Consider the following 22,027-nt stretch of genomic DNA (forward strand, 5'->3'; position numbering starts at 1 on the left):
TTATGAAATATTTGCATTCTTAGATAATATTATCTAAGAAAAGGAACTCAGGTAAGAAATACTCTGAGTTCCTTATAATCTCCTTAAAATACAAAATTCGAAGAACTACTTTCCACGTAGTTGATGCAAGCCACGCGCCCGTTCCCCTCGAAAGTAGGTTCAGTTAACGGTTTCAAGTTGTCAGCATCAAATTCGTGCAGCCATACTTTGTACTTCCCGTTCGCGTAAGTGGCAATGGCGAAGCAGTCTATCTTAGAACCATAAGTTTCACTCATCGGATTGGGGTACATAATATGTTGCATACAAGTAACCTTTTCCCCGGCAGGTAAATCCAGAATGGCTTCCTCGTGCTGGTTGTCTATAACATATTTATACAACTTTTGGTCTTTCACGAAATAAATTACTCCATAATTTGCGTTTGCTGCTATGATTTCAGCCGAGGGTAGTCCGGATGTTGACGGAAGTATATTCACACTTTTGATGGGATTGTTATGCATAAAATCATTTAGAGAAAGTCTTAAGATCATGTAACTATCCGGTTCAGAATTCTTTTTCAGTAAAGCGTAAGATAACCAGCTCCAGTCTCTAAATTTCACTTTAAAGTTTACAGTGCTTGACCAAATTAAGTCAGCGCCCATATTGTTGCAACTTATTGGAGCATCAGAAGATTCCAAGAAGCGCGTGAGGTTTCCGTAAATGACATACACAAATGATTTGCTCAAGTCATCGAAATAGGTCACATCGAATAACCCTCTAAGCCCTTTGGAAAGGCGACAATTCCCGTATGCTGGATAAAATGCTGTTGCATTTGTTGTAACGAAGCAATAAGCCGCATCGTCATTTACCAAGTTCACGTTAACTCCATCATTTAAGATATCAATGTTCTGAAAATTCTTGACCTTCAAAGATTCAAAGAATAATGATTCCAAAGGTTTTTGAACATTGCCACTACTAACTTCCATGACAGCAAGCTCTTCTTTAGCAACCGGTATCAACACATCAATATTGCTGTAGCCACCGCCTGTAGTCGCATCTGAATATTTGGCCGAGAAGATGCTTTTCACGGCTTCGCCTTTCAATTTCTTCCCGTCGTTGTAGAATGCAATCCAGTTGTCGATGCGACCGCCGTCGTAAATAAAGTCGTAATCCGTATATTTTTCGGTAGTACCTTCATCCTTCAGCAAGTACCATCCCTTGGAATTGATGGTGCTCACTTCCAAGGTGCTTCGGTACGTGGTGGTTACTTTTGTCGCCTTGTCTGTCACGTTAAATACCAGATAATAAGTTCCCGGATTTTCATTGACTTCATAGCTCAAGTCCTTTGCCCGCCCGATCGTGTCCGGGGTGTAGATAATCCCGTCTTTGCGGACAGAGGTCCAAAGCTCCCAAACGTATTCCACCTCGGATTCGGTTGTCACGGTCGGGGAGATGGACAATATATCTTGGTGCGAAATCTTCGAGTATTTCTCCTCGATGCCCTCGATGGTGACGCTGTTCAACTCGGCGTAATCATACTTGTTGTCATCCTCGAAACACGCCACGAAAAACAGGCTCATGAAGAATGACCACCGGATTATATTATGTATATTTTTCATCATGTCGTTCTTTATTTAAAGGTGATTAATTTGCTGGAGAGATCTCCCTCTACTTCTCTCATGGGCGCCGCTCCACTTGCTATATTCACAGGATCATTATTATATCGGTCCAATGCGGTTTTGAATTTTACCTGGTAGTGATTTTGCGCTCCGCTAATCCCATACACTTTCGTGTTCCACCATTCATCATTAATCTTTTCGCCTGTCACCTCAATCATGAACTCGTGTTTTCTTGTGCTGTATTCTCCAAATGCCCCGTAACCACCTGAGTATGGATAATTCCCCCAGAAGTTGGGTTTGACCAATTTATCAGCGCAAATCAGCGTGTACTCCACGTCGTTCTTTACCCCTCCGATTTTAAACTCGTCGTTATCGCCCAATTGAATCTTCAGGGTATAAACGTTTTCTTTCAGAGAAGGATCCCGCAGGAAAATGACGGGAATGAAGGCTTTCACTTCGTTTGCCGGGATGACCATCAGCTGTTTTGCCTCTTCGCTGTCAAAAGAGACGAAATGCTTGCCGGCCACGGCGTTATAAGGATTTTCCGTGACCGTGGAATCCACTTTTACACCATTTTCAATGGTGTACTCCACGTCGTACACGGTCACTTGCCGGATGGCGACCGCCCGGTCGTAATCCCTCGGGCCTCCCATGGTTTCCACGGGAATGTAAAGCGTATCACGAACCACATCGGCCTCGTCATAATAGAATGTGGTTGAGGCTTCTCTCGTGTAGCCTCCCAAGTAGACCCTGGGCTCGTCGCTATAAAGCTTCAAATCTGCTTCGCTGCAACCCTGCATGACCAGCATCAACACCACGAATAAAATATATATACTTTTCATATTCGTCAAAATTATTTGTTGTTATAGATTATTTCTCTCTCGGGCAAAGGCACCACGTACGATTCAGGTTTCAACTGACTGTAATCGAGCGCAGAAGTTGCCCCTGTTCTTTTGTAGAAGAAAAACATTTGCCCCTCGGCATAGAATTCTTTGTTGAACTCTTTCTTCAGCACGTTCTCCCGGTTGGTTGTCAAGTCAACATTGCTACTCACTCCCCTCGCGGAGGCATATTCCCGATATAATTGGTTTGCTTCTGTTGCGGAAGTGGTCGCTTCCATCACGATGAAATACATCTCGGTCAAACGAATCAATGGAATCTCGTTTTTTGCATCTCTTTCTGTTTGGTAGAATTTCTTGCAAACATAAATATCTTGACCGTTTTTCTTTAAGTCTACCCATTGTTTGCTGCGCCGAACGTCTGCCACGCTCTCGTTGGTCGGGAACACGTAGTAAATGAAATTCCATCCCGCGTATTTCCCGTTCCCGGTCAAATCAAAAGTGCCGGTCGCTTTCGTGTCCAAGTTATACACGCTCAAACCGAAGATGCTCTCCGAGGCACAAGCCAAGTCGCCCGTTTCCATCGTACTTCCATCAGCCAAGGTCCACATCTTTTGACCGTCGGCATCTTTCGCATCAATCACCTTCTTCGCGTAGAGAGCCGCGTTGGCTTTGTCTTGTGTCCACAGGTACAATCTCGCTTTCAATGCCAATACCGCATAATAATTCATGCGTACTTGTCGGCTAGTCCAATAATCATCCTCCACGTCACACGTCGTCTCATCCTTCAATTCATCGATCGAATAGCTCAATATCGGATCCACCTTGCCTAATAGCTCCTCTGCCTCATTCAAATCCTCAAACAAGAGTTGTACGAATTGCTCGTAAGTGGAGTGATCATGGATTTCATTAGTGACGGTCTTCACGTAAGGCAATATTTTGTCTTCCTTAATTTCACCTGTCGGCATGGGACCGAAAAGACGCAACACGTCCAAGTGGCAAAACGCACGAATCGCTAAAGCTTCACCTTTGATGAGCTCGTAGTTTCCTGTCGTGAAAATGTCTTTTTTGTCGTCGATCACTTCCAAGATACTGTTCACGTCGGCGATTGCCTGGTAGTAGGTTTTGAAAATATTTGCGAATCTGTCTTTGACCGAACTGTTCGTATAATTATATTGCTGTATATACTGATCCGTCTGCCCGGCAGTAGGTTCCCAGTGTTTACCCAAGTATTCGATGGCGCCCCATGTCATTTCGCCACCATACAAACCGTCACTCTTTAAGCGGATATAAGCCCCGGTGAGCACATCCCGGAATCCTTTCTGCGTTTCCAGCAAGACATCTTTTCTGATCTGCGTACGGGGATTCACGTCCAACCAATCATTGCAACTGGGAAAAAGAATTCCCGATAATATTACTGCTATTAAAAATATCTTTTTCATAATCTTCTTTTTTAAAACATAACAGACAATGACATGCTATACTGCCGGGAAAATGGATAAGCGAGTCCTCTTTCCTGTTTGATTGTCGATAAATAGAACAATTCGCCGGTTCCTACCGTCACGTTGATGACAGATATACCGCATTGACGCATCCAAGCCCAATCCCTGAGTTCGTACGTTAAATTCATGTTCTGGCACCAGAATGAAGTTTCGTCTTGCACGAAACGGGAGGAATAGTTCGATGTCGTTGTCACGTTCACCCCTTTGAAGAAGGTTTTGTCTCCTGGCTTTTGCCAACGGTCCTTGAACACGCGGTCGTCCACGTTGTAGCGTTTATCGGCATTCTCCACGCGGTCGATCAAGGTCTGGTTGTAGAGTTGACCGCCCCACCGGTAACCGAATGACATGTTCAGCGAAAGGTCTTTGTAACGCACCATGGTGCTCAAGTTTCCCCTGTATTTGGGTTGGGAAATACCACATTTCACTCGGTCGTCCGGATTCCATAGTTTCGTGACCTCTCCATTCTTTTTCAAGTAAATTTCTTCTCCCGAACTGGGGTCTATACCCAAAGAGGGAACAGCGTAAATGGCGTCTTGAGAATCCCCTTCTCGCAATATTCGGTTGGGATTGGAGCCGCTTACTTTAGCCAATTTCTCGTTGGCAGCCTTCATCGCCTCGGACAATTTTGTGATTTTGTTTTTATTGTGAGCGATATTACCTGTGACGGACCACATCAATTTCCGCTCCGTGTCCCGCAACAACCATACGCTGGCTTTCATCTCAAAACCGGAGTTCTCGACCGACCCGATGTTCTCGGTGTAGCTGTCGAAACCATTGGAATAGGGCAACTCCAAGGAAGACAACAAACTCGCCGTTTTTTCCAAGTAAACGTCCAAATCCAAGCTTACACGGCTGTTGAGGAATTCACCTTCAAACCCGGCATTATACTTGTCCACGGTTTGCCATTTCAAATTTTTGTTTCCTAATGCCATCTGGTAAGCTCCCATCCAAATGTTGTAGCGGTCGCCCACGTAGTAAGAGTACGTTTCCATGGCCTGGTAAGAACTGAATTGCTGGCTACCGGACACTCCGTATGAAGCTCTCAATTTCAATCGATTGATGTATTGATTGTTATTGAAGAAAGGTTCGTTGTGGATGTTCCATCCCAATCCGATGGAATAGAACGGTGCGAAACGTTTGGATGAACCGAATTGCGAGGAACCGTCCGTGCGGATATTGAAGTCCATGAAATAACGGTTGTCATACGAGTAGTTCACGTTCCCGACTAAACCTACCCGCCTGGATTTGGATTCGGAGCCGGAAGGTTTGCCGTCTTTTTCGTATTGAAGTCCCATGGAGATGAAGTCGATAGATTCGTCCGCAAAACCTTCTACCTTGAACGTGTACGAGCGTCCGATGGTTTCGCTCATCTCCGCATTAAGACCCGCGTATACCAAGTGTTTTCCCCCGAACAATTCCCTGTAATTCGCCGTGAAGCTCGCCTCGTACCGATAGTCCTTGCCTGTGCCATATTGGTAACTTCCTTTCCGGGCGATGTCTTTTCCCGTGTAAGAAACGAAACTAGAGTGCGTGGACGGTTTAAAATTATCCGATTCGTTCATCTGTCCGGAAATACCGACACGTCCCCGGAAGGTTAAAGACGGAACGGGTGTCCATTCGATAGAGAAGTTATTCGTGATGTTCGTGTAATTACTTTTATTGTATGTCTTCAATGTCGCATCATACAGCGGGTTGGCTACTCCTTTTTCGCTGTCTACGCCGGATGAGTTTGCCCAATATCCCCAGTTATACGGCGTGAAATAGCGACGCACATGGCCTTGCTCGTCATAAGGTTCCCAGTACGGGTTCAATTTCACGTAAGTGGAGAAATCACCATAAGGTGAACTTGCGGCTTTATTCAAACCGATGGACAGGCGGTTGCTGAATATCAAGTTTTGATGTTTGTAGGACAGATTGACCTCTCCGTTAAAATTCTCCCGCTTGGAATCTTTCATAACCCCTTCGGTCAAATTGTATTGTAAAGAGAGCGAATACCGGAAACTCATGTCTCCACCTTCTATTCTTAAATTATGGCGCTGTCCCACACCAGTGCGCAAGGGAATGGACAACCAATCGGTATCTACTCCTTTGGCCACTTGCTTGTACACGGCATTACGGTATTCTTGAAACTGAATCTCATAATCCGGTCCCAACGTCGTGGTATGATAATAACCAGACAGCTCTTCTATACGTAGTTTATCCCGGGAATTCAATACATGATAGTCACTTAAATCGGGGGTCTCGATATTCATTTCCCCTTTGTAGTAGAATTTCAATTTCCCAGCCTCGGGTTCTTTGGTCGTGATCACGATGACCCCGTTGGCACCCCGTGAACCATAAAGAGCTGTTGCTGAACCATCTTTCAAAATCGTGATGGAGGCCACTTCATTGTCGTCCAAGTCCATCATGCGTTGCAACGTGGTTTCAAATCCATCCAATATGATTAACGGAGTGTTCAAATCCACGCTAGTATTGTCCTGCAATTCACTGATATTCGGCAAACTGGCCGCACCACGGATTTGTACTTCCGGCAAGCGGTTCGGGTCGGAACCGAATTCGTTGTTGGCGATCAAATTAAATGCCGGATCGATGTTGGCCAGTGATGCGATCAGGTTACGTCCTTTGAAGTTTTTCAACTCTTGAGCTGTCACCACCCGTACGGCACCCGTGTAACTCTCCTTATTTTTCTTGAAAATACCCGTGACCACCACATCCTGCAAAGTTTCTGACTGCTCCTGCAAAGTCACATTAATCGTATCTCGTCCCGTGTACTTCACCTCTTGAGTTTCCATCCCGATAAACGAAAATACCAGAACAATATCTTTCATGTCGGGAATCGTTAACTTGTAATTACCATCCACGTTTGTAGCTGTACCCAAAGAAGTACCCTTCAAAAGCACAGTCACCCCCGGCATCGGTTCTTTTTTCGTATCCACGACTTTTCCCACGATTGTGACCTCTTTCTTTTCATCTTTGACCAAGACTGCTGTCTGCTCGCAAATCACGATTATATCCCCCTCAAAACGATACGTCAATCCAGAATTTACAAGTACTCGTTGTAACACACATTCCACGGTTTCGTTCTCCGCTTTTATGGAAACACGCCCCATATTTCTTACCAACTCCGTGTTAAAAACGAAAGACAAAGCTGTCTGTTTCCGAATCTCCCCAAATAAATTTTTAATTGATACATTTTTTAAATCCAAATTCACTCTCTCTTGTTGGGCGTGCGTGTTGGCTACCATAGTAAAAGAAAAAGCGAACATCAATAGCACACATAGTTTCATAATTAACCATTTTTTTTGCCAACCATGTCGTAAACGACAAGTAAATAACCATTTTTTTTGCATAACTTTGTATTTGAAATTTATATTACGATAAAAGACGCTCGAAAATCTTTTATCGATTCATTTATGTGAAACCGGAAGTTGCTCGAATACCTTCCGGTTTTTCTTTAATTATTTTGAAATCCAAATGCTTCGTTCTTTTATGGAGAACGTTACACCAACAGCACCTCCTATCGCTTTTAAAATGTTATCAACCTGTTCATATCTTCTCATATGCCCGGTAAAATGCAACTTTTTCAATTCGGCATTCACATAGAACACCTCCACATCATACCACAACGATAATGTATTCATAATTTCCTCTAGACTTTGTTCTTCGAAAACAAAATACCCGTCTTTCCACGCCACGTAAGGAGTCGTGTCCACATTCTTCAATTCCACTTTCGCGCTCTCTTTATTATATATCGCTATCTGCGAAGGAGACATCTTGTATTCCTTTCCGCCATCGTTAATTGTAATCCCCACACTTCCTTCCACCAATACAGCCTGCACCTCTCCGACATGTTGCGTGTTCACGTTAAAAGATGTCCCGTACACTCGAATTCTCACGTCGTCCACGATCACGTAAAAAGGACGGGCAATCTCCTTTTTCACTTCAAAATACGCCTCACCCGACACATACACCTCTCGTTTTTCCTTATCAAAACGTACCGGATACTTCAAAGTCGTGGCAGAATTCAAATGTACAACCGAGCCATCCGACAAAGTAACATTAAACTCTCCCCCGCGAGGAGTCTTTAAAGTATTATACCGCATCGTTTCCCTTCCGTCATCTATTTTTGAATAATCTATTCCTTTGGGCGTCGTTTTGACATTCATACCCTGATCTACCACAATATCTAAAACAGAATCTTTTTGCAAGAAAACAGACTTTCCATCTGACAAAATCAATGTCGCCTTTGTTTTCCCGGGAACAACATTTGCCTCCACCGAAACAATCTCTTTCTCATATTGCTTGTTCATGAATATAGCCAAAGCAATACCCAAAGGCAACACAAACATCGCCACATATTTCAACCACACGTACCTTCCACGGGATCTTATTCCAACACGCTTCCCAAAACGTTTGAAGGCAACATCACTATTTACACTCTTACAAGCCTTGTACTTATTACCAAGGTTCTGTCGTTCATTCACTCTATCAAATAAAGCTTTATGTCTCGATGATACATCAATCCATTCCCGCAACTCCAATCTCTCCTCCTCGGTTATCATTCCCGACAAATAAAGATACATCAAACGAACAATTTTAAACTTACGATCATCCATATCTTATCATTTTATACTTAAAACAACAAGATATGAAAAAAGAGGTACAAAATATTTTATTTTTTACAGGGGAAAATAATAAATTCAAATTATTCCCATGGAAAGCAACAAAAAATACACGTCACCCAAATGTTTCCGTATAAACTGCATTGCCCGCTTCTTCTGGGTTTTAACGGTCAATATCGATAATTTCAAAAGAGTAGCAATCTCTTCGTTCCCTTTACCCTCCAAATGCAACAAAAATATATTCCGACACTTCTCCGGCAACTTATCTATCGTATCGAATAATAAACGATACAATTCCTCTTCCATGATTTTCAAATCTACATCATCTTCTGTTTCCTTTTCATTTCCTAAAGATGCAAGATATATCTCCTCCACATTCTTATGTTTCAAGTAATTCAAACTTGCATTCCGCACCGAGTTATAAAGGAAACTTCGAAAAGCGTTATAAGTCAGAAAACGCATACTTTTTTCCCACAGGGAAACAAATACATCCTCCACGATATCTTCCGCCACATCTTGCTGCCCCACGTAATTCACAGAAAATTGTACCAATACTCCATAAAACTCTCGGAACAATTCCTTGAAAGCCTCCACCTCCTTAGCATTCAGTTGTAGCAAAAATCTATCTTTTTTATCTTGCATGCATATAAATATTTACAATCATACACTTACACTACTTCCTTTCATAATATCCTTCACAAAATTAGACTTTTTTGTCAACAATTCAAATAAAAAAAACACACAACTTCCCGATTCTTAATCGCATACATACAATCCCAACATATTTACCAGCAGCCGATCGCATGTGGATCAGAAACTCATGGAGCGAAACAAGAAGGTGCCTTGCTAAACAAGGGACAGATAGAATTTCTTTTGAAGAATTTCTCTCTTCCGCCCCATCTGAATTGTTCAATGTCTGAAATATATTTACCTTTGCCGTATAAATTGACAGGAGAAAACCATGAAAAAAGCACTTGTTTTACTATCCGGGGGATTGGACTCATCGACAGCGTTGTACGTTGCCAAAGAGCAGGGATTTGATGAATTGTACGCCATTACTTTCGAGTACGGGCAAAAACACGATAAGGAGATAGAGGCATCTAAAGCTGTGGCAAAAGCAGCCGGGGTTAAGGAACACAAATTCGTGCAACTGATGTTAAACCAATGGGACGGCTGTTCCCTCACCGACGAGAATATGGATATTGACGACGGGGACATCAACCGCACCACCATCCCGGCGACCTACGTCCCGGCACGCAACATGGTATTTCTCTCCGTGGCAGCATCCTACGCCGACGCCCTGGATATAGCGGATATTTTTATTGGGGTCAGCGAAGTGGATTACTCCGGGTACGTCGATTGCCGGGAAGAATTTATTCGTTCCATGGAACAGACCATCAACCTGGGAACCGTCCTCGGTGCCGAGAAAAAACAAAAGATCACCCTCCACGCCCCATTCATGCATATGACCAAAGCCGACGAAGTTCGCTGGGGCACGCGCCTCGGGGTTGATTACAGTCTCACGTGGACTTGTTACCGGGGAGGCGAAAAACCGTGCGGCAAATGTGACAGCTGCCTTCTCCGAGCCAAAGCATTCGAGGAAGCCGGACTACAAGACCCGCTTACAATTGAAAATTGAAAATGCAAAATTAAAAAATCTAAAATTAACACATGCTTATCAGGAAGTTATTCAAATTCGAGGGGGCGCATATCGTACGTAACTGCTCATCACATCGTTGCCGGGAGAATATACACGGGCATTCGTATATCGTGGAAGTATTTATCACCTCCGATAAGTTAGACAAGGGCTATATGGTAATGGACTTTGTGCTGCTCGATAAAGTGAAAGAACTCGTGGACAGTTTCGACCACACTTACTCGCTGTGGCGGGAAGAACCGGAAGAACTGAAATCCTTCGTGTACAAATACAACCGCCGGGTGGCTGAGATTCCCGTTTCCCCTTCTGCCGAGGGATACGCCCTGCTCCTGCTCTACCTGATCGACAAGATTCTCCACGACACGGAACACAAGAACGGGGAAGGCAACGTGCAACTCGCTTCCGTGCGGGTACACGAAACAGCTACCGGGTACGCCGAGGCATTCCGGGAAGATTTACGACTGGTTGATTTCGACACTCACGACATCCGTTTTTCCGAGGCAATCCAAGAAGAATGGAAAAGCGACGAATGGTGGAAACAGTTGACAAGATGAAACTACATCTGGCTAAAGACGGCATTTTCCCCATCACGAAAGATAAGGAGGGCAAACTGTTGAAAGAATTGCCAGCCTCGGGTTTACACGTCCCCGGCACCATTCAAGGCGAGGGAAAATTAAACGGCATCCCGTCCCTATTTGTCCGGTTGGCTGGCTGCAATCTCCATTGCACGTGGAGGACGTTATCCGGAGGCATATGCGAATGTGACACGGCTTATGCAGCCTATCACGTAAAAGACGGATTCACGCTCGACACGGAAGAAATCGTGCAAATTATCCGCCATAACCGGGGAAATATCAATCATATCGTGGTTACAGGAGGCGAGCCCTTCCTGCAAGCGGAAATCGTAGCAGAATTATGCCGTCAGCTAAAATCCGTGGCACCGTTCCACATCACCGTGGAAACCAACGCCACGATTTACGACGAGGCGTGCGCCCGGGAACTCGATTTTTTCAGTATGTCGCCCAAGCTGTCGGGTTCCGTTCCTTCCCCTCCCCACGCCGAACAACACGACCGCATCCGCCTGAACCGAGAAGCCATTCAATCGTTTATCACCCATGCACGGGAACACGGGAAGGACTTTCAACTCAAATTCGTTTACTCCGGCGAATCCGACATTACGGAAATCAAACAACTACTCTCCCGTTTACAGGATTGGAAACAGGAAGACATTCTACTTATGCCCATGGGAGCCACTCCAAAAGAATTACAACTCACCATCCCGAAAACCTTGGAACATTGCATTCAGAACGGTTGGCGCTACTGCGATCGTCTGCACATCGCCCTTTTTGGAAATAAACAAGGAGTATGAACAAGTTTCCATTGAGTATACGCTAACCCAAAGTAATCCCACCCTAATACAACCTCTCGGCACTTACAAACCAGATATAACACGCTTACACCACCAGTAGCGAACGGAGGTGTAAGCGTGTTATATCTGGTTTGTAAGTAGGTTAAAGTTGTATTACACTGAATTTACCCTGTGATATCCCCGAGAACACCCGATGAAACTATACACCACTCCCCTGAAAAAGCTGTTGTATGATGCTTTTTCAAGGGTGTAGTTATGTCGGAAATAATATTTTACTCTATAAAACGGGCGTATTCCTGGTCATCCATCAATGTACCTATCTGATCTCTTTTCAACTCACATTTATACACCCAAACTTGTTTCGGGGTCATTTGCGAAGGATTCTCGATCATAAGATTAATACCAACCACTTTACCCTGACAGGGAGCACGAAGTTCAGAAACTCCATCTAACCCTTCAATTTCAGCTAATAACTCTCCTTTCATAAAAGTTTCTCCTACAGCTTTTACCGGAGAAATAAAAGTAATACCATTACCTAATGCAGCCACTGCACTATAAGAAATACCAACTTGTATAAACCCACTTCCATTTTTTAACCAATGGTGGTCTTTCGTGTAACAATTACCACTTTGAGCAAGTTGAGTATAATAAGGTAAATCCTTAGCCTGGGCTGGAAGTGAAGGGACCTCTCTCCTATTGGTGTCGATCTCGTTTGTTCCGGTGGAAACAATGATAGTCAGAAGCAATATCTGAACAAGTAATAAAATTCTTTTCATGCACCCTTGATTTTAATTCATAATTAAGTAAACCGCATTTACACATGCGTAGCAAAGTTAAGAATTGTATTTAATTTTCAACCTTTATCACCAAAATATTTTCTTTATACTCTCTTTTTATAAATTACACGTACCAGTTTATCCGCCACGTGACGATAAGTGGAAATCAAATCCCGATTTTGGGCATCATAAACATAAAGACTTCCTTTCAAGGTATTTGCTGAATTCTTCTCGTACAAACCGACATACAATAACTTTTCTTCCGGATCCATCGATAAAGTGGTGATCTCCATCCCTTCCGGTACAGTAATATAAGGTTCAGTCGGCAGTTGCTGATCTACTTTCCAACAATATATGTCATTGTCATAAGTATAAAATATACATTTCGGATCGCTGCATCCCACGCAAATCGATTCCCCGTCTATTCGAATCGCTTCTGTTGATGTATAAAACTGCAAAACAGTCGGGTTGGGGAATGTAACTGGCGTCGATGCTAAATACACCTGTAAAGGCGAGTTCTTCATGGTACTCACGACATACAAATTAGTACCGATAAAACAAACGGCATGAATATCAAAAGGAGCAAATTTCCCTGCCGACTCATAAAGCCCTCCGCTTGCGGGAGAATACAGGACAGAATTCCTATAATTCACGAAGACAGGTTTATACCCGATACAAGAGGAATTCACTTCTACATCTTCAAAATAACTGGTCAACACCAATTCGTCCTGCACGCAATCATACACGTAAGCCCTTTTGTCATCTGACAGTATATACATATTGTTATGGGCGGATATTCCGGCAAACTTTCGAAAAGAAGAAGTCGGGTAAGTTCCTTGAAAAGAAGTCATACCCTCCACGTCAAACGTGCGGGCATCCATGTTGTATATCCTGCCCGTGCTACCGGAAGCGACCAACAATCTGCTTTCCACTTGTACCATATCGGTCACGTCCTCCATTTCTATCCCGGGATTAATCACCCCCATTATATCAGTGCGAAACGAAGGCTCCACTCCAGCACTCTGGTCCTCTTTCGTGAGTGTCTTCATAAAAGACAGCCTTCCTTTCCCTGCTTCATCACGGCTCAAAATCGTTATCCCCTCGGAAAACTCAGTATCGATTTGCAGGACGAAATACTTGAAACGTATCGACTCCCCGTTCTCCACTTTCAAACTTAAACCGTATTTCCCTAATTCCCGAAACGTGTACCGGAGTCGAGGGTCATGAGAAATAACACGCAAGGAATCCCTTATCGGATAACCAGCAATTTCATCTCCGTTCATATTCAGGCTACCATACCCCCACTCGTAAGTCAAGGGTAGCTCTTCGCCGGACTGCTCCACCTGCAAATGATCGATCACGAACTCTTCCCCGAAATAAGCCGTCAACGTGTCATACGCTGCCGTGATCGTGATTTCCGACAACTCTTTATCGCCGACAGAAGTATGGTCGTCCAAACAGGCATTCAACCCGAATAACAATAAAAATAAAGCTCCTACACAATTTCCTATTTTCATACTTGTTTATCTACTCATAAAATTCATTCTAACGAATAAAACGATCAGGATCAACCATGGCAAAACCCTCATACGTGTTTGCCGGATCGCTATAGAATTCGTACGCGGGCTTCAACACGTATTTTATCCATATGATATTACCCGGTTGTTGGAAAAATCCGGCAGGTGCTTTCTCTAGATATTTCCCGTATTCCTTCACGGCTTCAGCATAAAACACGGGTTTCAATTCTTCCAATTCCCAATAATATTCCAAAATTTTCCGGTATAGTTTATGATTATTATTGGCATACACTCCAAAATAATTTGCAGGCCACCATGTTGGGGCTACCAAAATTCCATCAACCACCGACAAACGATAATGTTCATTCTCCATCGCCGTAAAACCATCATTTTCTTTGAATCTTAAATAAATCATCACAGGACGACTCATGATGTCCCCTGTCCGTTTCAAATGAAGAACGAAGGTTCCTTCCACTTTTCCCTTCGGAAATACAAGTTTTTCTATTTCAAAATGCATTCCCTGTACCGCAGTTGTCGAATCGGCAACAACCTCAATTTCACATTCCAAATTCTCCTCAGCTGGCATTCCAATAAACTTTACCGGAATATCGTATTGGTACTCTGCTTCCTCCAATGCAGCAAAACTAAATTCTATCGTATCTGGAACTATACCTGAATTGTATTTACTCACATCCTTAAAGAAATAGATACTTCTCTTCTGATCCGGATTGTAGACTATCGCATTGTTATTACAAGCCCATATCCAAAACAGAACCAATAAATTCAATAAAATGATATATTTGTTTCTCATCATCATTTACGTTAAAAATTAATCATCACGAGATTCAAACTCATCTGCCGGAATCGGTAATGTATAAATCTTATCACTTCCCGCAACGATAGTATTCCGTTCATGTACAAAGATATCCTTGTTATTTCGTTTTAAGCAATACCACCATATACCCTCTCCGTAAAACTCTTTATGCCATTCGTTCATTATATCGTCTATTGTAATCTCCCGTTCAAATTCTCTATCAGCGAATTTTACCAATCCCCGGGCAGCTACCACAGAATCAAGATAAACTCTTGCTTTACCAGCATTACCTTCTTCCAATAAAGCCTCTGCCATAATATAATACATTTCCGGAAGACGAATCATGCTAAGTCCAAAATATCCGCCACCCGTATAAGGAGAAACGTCATTATTTTCATCCATGATCTTTATACAAACATCTTTTAGGCTGCCTTCAAAATCTTTTCTCATAAACCATTTCTTTTCTCGTTCATCTTTTTCTCCTGCATTTTCTCCCGAAATTTTATAAACATTCGCATATGTTGATGGTAATTTTAGTACATTACTTTTCAATTGTTTATCAAATAAATAAACACTGATATTTGTCGTGTAAAGTCCCCATATTGTTTCCGACAAAGAAACCCGTCTTTTCATAAAAGTTCCTAATGCATTCTTATCAACAAAGGTAAACTTACCGGAACGAATCACTTTATCAGCATATAACTTAGCATTTTTCAAATCACCTTTCATCCAATATACCCGAGCCAACATAGCTTGGGCTGCATAGTAATTAAAATGCAATTCCCTCTCACCCGTAAAACCTTTCTCATTTCCTTTCCTAACGGCAGGCATTAAAGATTCATCTTCAATTAAACAAGCTTCCGCTTCTTTTAAATCTGCAATAATCTTATCATAAACTTCTTCAACAGAAAAAAAAGGAGTAACTTTAAAAGTATATTTCGTCACATAAGGAATTGCCTTTTTCTTCGCATTCTCGTCTGTCGAACCTATATGCACCGCAAACAAACGAAGAATATCAAAATGAACCGCAGCCCTTAATCCTAATGCCTCTCCCCTGTACAATTTATAATAGGGAAAATCTTTTTCACTTTTGTGTTCCAAGTTATCAATAATATTATTCAAATAACTAATTACCGAATAACTTGATTGCCAAAGAGGTTTTACGGAACTTCGAGCAAATGTTCCACTGAGATCAAGTCTTGATAAATAACTCAAATAATATTCAATCGTAGTAAAATTCTGCGCCAGAATCTCCGGTATCAGCACCGACATCTTCCCTCCATACATATCCTCTTTCACCATAGACATATACACGCCGTACAGAGCATCTTCCACACCTTCTGCCGTGTTGAACATATCATCATTCACTACCTCCGAATCGGGATTTATATCCAGAAAGTTCTCGCAACCGGAGAACAGAATTGACACGCACAATAGTAACAATATTTTTCTCATATCCACCTCATTTAAAAGGTTGTTTTCAAAGTCAAATTAAATCCGCGTTGGAACGGGTATTCCGTTCCGCGTTCCAGCTTTACCGATGAAATCCGGGCTATGTCCGACATCCCGAATCCAACGTTCAATCTTTGCAATCCCAACTTCTTCAACCACTTTGCCCGCCACTCGTAACTCAACATGATACTCGTGATTTCCAACAAATTATCTCGTTCCACGAAACGTTCGGAATACCGGTTATCATCCGTCACTTCTTCCGGAATTCCGAGGAAACGTACCAAATCGCCCGGTTCCTTCCACCGTTCCGTGAAAGCCCGGCGATCCACGTTATTGTGAGGATCGATATACTCCACCTTATTCGCCAACGTCGTGTTGTAAATATCCCCGCCAAAACGGTATGCCGCCGACACGTTCAGAGAGAATCCCTTGTATTCCAAACTTGTAAAAATACTCCCCTCCAATTTTGGATTCGTATTCCCGACCTCCACCCGTTCGTCCGCATTGTAATCAAAGGTGTAATGCCCGTTTTTCTTGATATACACCTCTTGCCCGGTAGCAGGATCGATTCCCGCCGAACGCATAGCATATATCCCGAACTGAGAACCGCCCTCCACGAACATCGGCTGAGGTTTCACTCCATAATAAGCAGCCAGATTCTGTGCCCGCAAGGCATCCGAGATTTTTGTCAACTTATCAATCACGTGCGAACCGTTCACCATAACCATCCACAACAAATTATTCTTTTTCAACACCTCGACCAACACCGAAAACTCGTAACCGGAATTTTGCAATCTTCCCATATTCACCTGCACGTCGGACACGCCCACGGACGAGGGCAACGAAAGCGGCATCAAAGCATCCTCCGTCTTCTCGACGTAATAACTTGCCGACACATTCACCCGCTCATTCCATAACACCGCCGTCAATCCCCAGTTATACTTGTTGGTAATCTGCCACTTCATGTCCGGGTTACCCATCGTGATCGGCACAGCCCCGATACCGCCGTAATGGAGCAAATCGTTATCGTACAGGTATGTCGTCATAGCTTGATAAGGCGAAAAGGTCACGTTTGCCGTGGAACCCACACTAAACCGCAAACGTAGCACGTTCAACCAATCAAAATTCATAAAACTTTCCTCGTGCAGATTCCATCCGATACCCGCCGACCATACCGGGGCAAAGCGATGCTTGCTCCCGAACTTGGAAGAACCGGACGATTTGTACGAACCGTTTACAAAATAGCGTCCCAGCAGGTCGAAACTACCGTTCACGAAGAATCCCACCTCCGCCGATTCCTTCTCTCCACCCAACGGACGGGTCGTGGCGTACTGCGCGGCGAACTTCAGATCGCTCATCTTATCCTTCATAAATCCTTCCGCCTTCAATTGCGAAGTGGACGATTTATCCTTCCCGATATCCGTTCCCGCACTCAGGGAGAATACCGTCGTCCCCGCCTCGCTCAAAACCACACGGTAATTCAACGCCAGCTTGGCACTCCAATCCGTGCTCTCGCCGTTCGTTTCCGTGTAAGTACCTTTCTTGTTATCAAGTACTTCATCCTCAAAACGAGAATTCTCCGGCGAAACGTACACTTTATTCCGGCTATCCCGTTGGCTCACGCTAAGATCGCCCGAAACGAACAAAGATTTGAAAACATCCCACCGCACGGACAAATAATTCGTGATATTCTTGCCCCGTTTTTTCGAGAAACTGGAAAGCGAAGCATTATACAACGGGTTCTGTTGTTTATTTCCCTTGCCCCCGACAGCGTAAAACTCGTAGTTTCGGATGTATTTGCCGTTCTCGTCATACACCGGGTTGTAGGGATTCATCAAAGCATATTGCACAAAACTCCCGTAAGGGCTATTCTTGCTGTCGGTCATCGAATAGGTAAAACGATAGGTGATCAACAACTTCTGTTGCAAGCGATAGCCCAACGAGAAGCTGATCCCGTAATTCTTCCGGTAGTCGCCTTTCATCACCCCATAGACATCCGTGAAACGCCCGGAAGCCCTGTACTCGATGTTGCCGCCCCGCCCGGTCAGCGAAACGGCATGCCCGTGAGTGAAAGCGTTACGCAACGGCTTGGACGCCCAATCCGTATCTATTCCCCGCCGAACATTTTCCAACTTGTAAGCATAAGAGGGATAAAGACTTCCGTCTGCCTTGTCATACAGTCCCGCCAGACGTTCCAGCTCCAATTTCTGCTCCGCATTGCAGAGGTGCAAGGAGTTCAAATCGGGAAAATTAAAGATCGGGGTAAAACTGTAATTGAATCTCGTCTTGCTTCCCTTCACCCGGGTACGCTCGATCAGGATCACCCCGTTTGCAGCCTTCTCCCCGTAAAGCACGGCAGCGGAGGCATCTTTCAGCACATCCACCCGTTCCACGTCGTGAATATCCAAATCGTACAATTCCTCTATCGTGATTTTCACACCATCCAGCATGACCAAAGGAGCGTTCACTCCCGACTGGTCGTTTAGCATCAACGAACTGGCACCCCGTATCAGAATCTCGGGTACGGCGTTCGGGTTGGACCCCTGCTCGTTATTCTCGACAATCCGCAAGCCCGGAACCAGGGTCGCCAAGGCTTGTATAATATTATTGGGGGACACCTTCAGCAAGTCCTCCCCTCGCAAAGTGGTGATCTCTCCGGTAAAAGCATTCTTCGGCAGAGTGTAATATGCGGTCACGATCACATCATCCAATTCCTTTGTATCTTCGGTCATCACGACCGTAAGCAACCGGTTCGCAGGAACCCGCAGTTCCCGTGTTTTCATTCCCACGTGCTTGAACACGAGCACGACAGCTTCTTTATCCGGTATTTCCAATTTGAATTTTCCCTCCTTATCGGTGACGCATCCCCACGAAGTCCCTTTCACGACTACCGACACACCCGGCAACGGTTCGCCATCCTCTCCCTTCACCTCACCCAAAACTATAATCTTATCCGGGCGTGTACTCCCGAAGCCCGGCAAGTGGAAAAGGCACACGCAACAAGTGATTAAAAGTACCGGATAAAAAGTCCGAAATAACTTCTCAAACTTTATCACAAAGTTTACTATCATTTGTTATTTTATTAATTCTTACCTGCGATACCATGATTTCACTATCATCCATATCTTCCGACACGACATTTAAGGCATGACACATACCTATAAAATCATCTTACATGCGTACAAATAATAATGACAATCACCATATCTTCCAATCTATCAACATCAAAAGACACACGCTATCATGTAACTAAATAATACCATCACTCTTTGATATTCCTGTTTTACTCCATTTAATCCAATTTTAGATTAAATGTCTTTTTTGCTTAATATTTCTATCCAGCAAATATATTTTAAAACAAGGAAAACAAAAGTAATAGAATAATTAAAAACCATCAATTCTCTACTGAAAATATTTTGGTCACTTGCTAGATCAGGAAATGAGGAAGCTGGAAGTTGCAATTTTTCAAACAACAGGCAGGTAAAAATACTTTATCAGGGGAAAAATCAGGAGAATAGACATTTATCGTAATTTGTCATCCTGACGTGACAAAATACTAAAAGAAACATCGCAGGCACCACTGATAAGGTCCCATGTTCTTGCGAAGCTGTTTCAAAGCCTCGCCTTTCTTATTTTTGATCGTTTGCTCGGAAAGTTCCAGTTCCTCGGAGATCTCCTTGGTAGAGTATCCTTCCAGGCTCATAGCCATGATATTACGATAGTCCCCGGATAACTTGGCAATCTCCGCCCAAATGATCCGCTTGACCTCGTTTTCAATGATTTCATTCTCGATGTTGCAAATCGACGTTTGTTGCAACAACGCTTTATTCTTTATATTCAAGTGCCGTAACTCGTTCAGACAAGCATTCCGGACGCAAGTGTACAAGAACCCGACAATCGTCTGCAAGGAAGTAAATTGCTTCCGCTTCTCCCACGTCTTAATAAAACTCTCGTGTACGACATCCACGCAGGAGTCCTCTTCATGCAAGAAACGGCTTGCATAAACTCCTAATGTAGCAAAATATTGATCGTACAAGATCTCCAATGCCCTCTCGTCACCTTTCACAAAACCATCATACAACTCTTTCTGTTCCATCAATCACCATATTTACAACACGTTAAAATTCTCTAAGGCACGAATTATTTCTCTATCGTAGTATTGCTTTTTATATCAATAAACGTTCGTATATTGATATTCAAATATAATAAAATTCTCGCTCTTTTTCAAATACAGCGAGAGATATTTAATAGTTCACTATCAACATTTTAACGTTTTTTATTGGCTTTCATTATTTTCTTTTTAATGCACGCTTTTAACGAAGGTTTATTGATTTAGATTCCAGCCGCCTATCCCTCTCGTCTTCTCCCTTAAATAAAGGGAAAAATCTTATATTCACGTCAGCCTCGTGCGGCTGGAATCCAAAATAATCAATTCAAAACTACTTTACACACGTTCTTTATAAATCACCTGTACCGGTTCATCTGCCACGTATTCATGCGACTCAACCAATCGGCTATTTTGCGTATCATAAATATAAAGACTCCCTTTCAACTCTTTCGGGCTACCTTGCTCGTACACACCCACGTAAAGATTAGCGTGCGTCGGATCCAAAGAGATTGATGCAATCTTGACTCCTGCCGGGAAAGTGATCACGGGAGTTGTCGGTAACTCGTCATAAGGTTTGTACCTGTAAATAGCATTATTGTAAGTATAATAAATATAATCATGCGTTTTCACCCCGACCAACATGGAATTTCTATCCATACATATCGTTCCCGTTGCCGTATATTCTTTCTTGTTTGCTGCAGTCGGCTTTGCAAAACTACTTGAAGTCGTGCGACCGATATACACTTTCGTCGGGTCATCTTTTTGTGTTGCAAAGATATACAGATACGTACCGATAAAACAAGATTGAATAACGTTCAGATCCGTGTAATTACTTCCGCTCGAAACGATGTATTTCGAAGTACTGGATATATAAAACTCTGATTTGTCATAATTCACGAACACGGGTTTATTATAAGGAACTCCCGCATCCACATGCAAATCTGCAAAAGCATCCAGAATCAACAATTCATCCAGAATCGTTTCATAAACGTAAGCCCTTCCATCGGCAGAATACAGTTGCATATTATCCTGGCTTGATATAGCGATGAATTGTTGCAGGCTGGCATTCGGGAATCTTGAAGCAAACGAACTTGCCATCTCAATGCTGAAACTCCGGGAATCCATGTTATAAATCCTCGCATCACTACCGGAAGTCACCATCAAACGCCCGTCATGCTGTATCATGTCGGTCACATCCTTCAACTCCATATCCGGATTACAAACTTCCATGATATTGGTTTGGAAGAACGGTTCTTTCCCGGCACTGATTTCCTCTCTCGTCAGCGTCTTCATGAAAGACAAACGTCCTTGCCCATTATTATCTTTACTCAATATGGTTATTCCTTCCGAGAACTCGGTATCGATTTGTAACACGAAATATTTGAATTGAGTTGTTTCACCGTTATCGACTTTCAACCTCAACCCGAAAGTACCCAGTTTCCGGAAAGCATATTTCAACTCGGGATCAGTAGACACCACGTGAAGCGTATCCTTGATCGGGTAAGGCTTTAAAGCACCTCCTGATATATCCAATTCCCCGTAAGCCCATTCGTAAGTCAATGGTAATTCCTCTCCCGACTGTTCCACTTTCAAATGATTCACAACCAACTCATCCCCGAAAGAAGTGGTAAGTGTATCATGAGCCGCCGAGATAAAAATCTGAGATATATCCTTTCTCCCCGCAGTAGTATCATCGTCATAACAGGAATATATTCCCGTAATGAAGCAGAATAATAAGATGATATATGATTTTGTTTTCATAACTTATTCATTATT

16 protein-coding genes are annotated in these 22,027 nt (G+C 43.2%); 3 read left to right on the forward strand and 13 right to left on the reverse strand.

Annotated elements, in window-relative coordinates; translation table 11 throughout:
• Positions 1-83: 83 nt before the first annotated feature.
• The 6 genes from A3CY_RS0103875 to A3CY_RS0103900 all read right to left on the reverse strand — a co-directional run bounded on the left by A3CY_RS0103875 (position 84) and on the right by A3CY_RS0103900 (position 9,200).
• Positions 84-1,598 carry a PKD-like family lipoprotein gene (locus tag A3CY_RS0103875; RefSeq protein ID WP_026207275.1) on the reverse strand — a complete coding sequence of 505 codons (1,515 nt, stop codon included), beginning with the start codon at positions 1,596-1,598 and terminating at the stop codon, positions 84-86.
• A gap of 8 nt (positions 1,599-1,606) precedes the next feature.
• Positions 1,607-2,437 (reverse strand): DUF4843 domain-containing protein, encoded by an 831-nt coding sequence (locus A3CY_RS0103880; RefSeq protein ID WP_018336590.1) that lies wholly within the window; start codon positions 2,435-2,437, stop codon positions 1,607-1,609.
• Positions 2,438-2,448: 11 nt separating this feature from the next.
• Positions 2,449-3,876: a RagB/SusD family nutrient uptake outer membrane protein gene (locus A3CY_RS0103885; protein ID WP_018336591.1), complete on the reverse strand. Its 1,428-nt coding sequence runs from the start codon at positions 3,874-3,876 to the stop codon at positions 2,449-2,451.
• Between the two features lie 11 nt (positions 3,877-3,887).
• Positions 3,888-7,223 carry a SusC/RagA family TonB-linked outer membrane protein gene (locus A3CY_RS0103890; protein ID WP_240388117.1) on the reverse strand — a complete coding sequence of 1,112 codons (3,336 nt, stop codon included), beginning with the start codon at positions 7,221-7,223 and terminating at the stop codon, positions 3,888-3,890.
• A gap of 171 nt (positions 7,224-7,394) precedes the next feature.
• Positions 7,395-8,552 (reverse strand): FecR family protein, encoded by a 1,158-nt coding sequence (locus A3CY_RS0103895; RefSeq protein WP_018336593.1) that lies wholly within the window; start codon positions 8,550-8,552, stop codon positions 7,395-7,397.
• Positions 8,553-8,636: 84 nt separating this feature from the next.
• A complete protein-coding gene (locus A3CY_RS0103900; protein WP_018336594.1) occupies positions 8,637-9,200 on the reverse strand; it encodes an RNA polymerase sigma-70 factor in 564 nt (187 codons plus the stop codon).
• 319 nt (positions 9,201-9,519) lie between these two features.
• Between A3CY_RS0103900 and queC the strand changes: the two genes are divergently transcribed.
• The 3 genes from queC to A3CY_RS0103915 are packed head-to-tail and all read left to right on the forward strand — an operon-like array spanning position 9,520 to position 11,584.
• The gene (queC, locus tag A3CY_RS0103905) at positions 9,520-10,197 is read left to right on the forward strand and encodes a 7-cyano-7-deazaguanine synthase QueC (RefSeq protein WP_018336595.1); all 678 of its coding nucleotides are present in this window, start codon (positions 9,520-9,522) and stop codon (positions 10,195-10,197) included.
• A gap of 32 nt (positions 10,198-10,229) precedes the next feature.
• Positions 10,230-10,769 carry a 6-pyruvoyl trahydropterin synthase family protein gene (locus A3CY_RS0103910; protein WP_018336596.1) on the forward strand — a complete coding sequence of 180 codons (540 nt, stop codon included), beginning with the start codon at positions 10,230-10,232 and terminating at the stop codon, positions 10,767-10,769.
• A complete protein-coding gene (locus tag A3CY_RS0103915; RefSeq protein WP_240388118.1) occupies positions 10,730-11,584 on the forward strand; it encodes a 7-carboxy-7-deazaguanine synthase QueE in 855 nt (284 codons plus the stop codon). Before A3CY_RS0103910 ends, A3CY_RS0103915 begins: the two co-directional genes overlap by 40 nt.
• A gap of 272 nt (positions 11,585-11,856) precedes the next feature.
• On the opposite strand, the gene A3CY_RS21855 is transcribed toward A3CY_RS0103915, so the two are convergent.
• The 7 genes from A3CY_RS21855 to A3CY_RS0103950 form a co-directional block, all read right to left on the reverse strand.
• On the reverse strand, positions 11,857-12,360 hold the full coding sequence (locus A3CY_RS21855; RefSeq protein ID WP_018336598.1) for a glycine cleavage system protein H: 504 nt from the start codon (positions 12,358-12,360) through the stop codon (positions 11,857-11,859).
• A gap of 104 nt (positions 12,361-12,464) precedes the next feature.
• Positions 12,465-13,877 (reverse strand): hypothetical protein, encoded by a 1,413-nt coding sequence (locus tag A3CY_RS0103925; RefSeq protein ID WP_018336599.1) that lies wholly within the window; start codon positions 13,875-13,877, stop codon positions 12,465-12,467.
• Positions 13,878-13,905: 28 nt separating this feature from the next.
• The gene (locus A3CY_RS0103930; RefSeq protein WP_018336600.1) at positions 13,906-14,694 is read right to left on the reverse strand and encodes a DUF4843 domain-containing protein; all 789 of its coding nucleotides are present in this window, start codon (positions 14,692-14,694) and stop codon (positions 13,906-13,908) included.
• A 12-nt stretch (positions 14,695-14,706) separates the two neighbouring features.
• On the reverse strand, positions 14,707-16,146 hold the full coding sequence (locus tag A3CY_RS0103935) for a RagB/SusD family nutrient uptake outer membrane protein (RefSeq protein WP_018336601.1): 1,440 nt from the start codon (positions 16,144-16,146) through the stop codon (positions 14,707-14,709).
• A gap of 11 nt (positions 16,147-16,157) precedes the next feature.
• Positions 16,158-19,214, reverse strand: a complete 3,057-nt coding sequence (locus tag A3CY_RS0103940) for a SusC/RagA family TonB-linked outer membrane protein (protein WP_018336602.1) — start codon at positions 19,212-19,214, stop codon at positions 16,158-16,160.
• Between the two features lie 485 nt (positions 19,215-19,699).
• Positions 19,700-20,239, reverse strand: coding sequence for an RNA polymerase sigma factor (locus A3CY_RS0103945; RefSeq protein WP_018336603.1), 540 nt, complete (start codon positions 20,237-20,239; stop codon positions 19,700-19,702).
• Between the two features lie 348 nt (positions 20,240-20,587).
• Positions 20,588-22,012, reverse strand: coding sequence for a hypothetical protein (locus tag A3CY_RS0103950; protein ID WP_018336604.1), 1,425 nt, complete (start codon positions 22,010-22,012; stop codon positions 20,588-20,590).
• Positions 22,013-22,027 lie beyond the last annotated feature (15 nt).

Origin of the sequence: Butyricimonas synergistica DSM 23225, from assembly GCF_000379665.1 — a bacterium.
Lineage (GTDB): Bacteria > Bacteroidota > Bacteroidia > Bacteroidales > Marinifilaceae > Butyricimonas > Butyricimonas synergistica.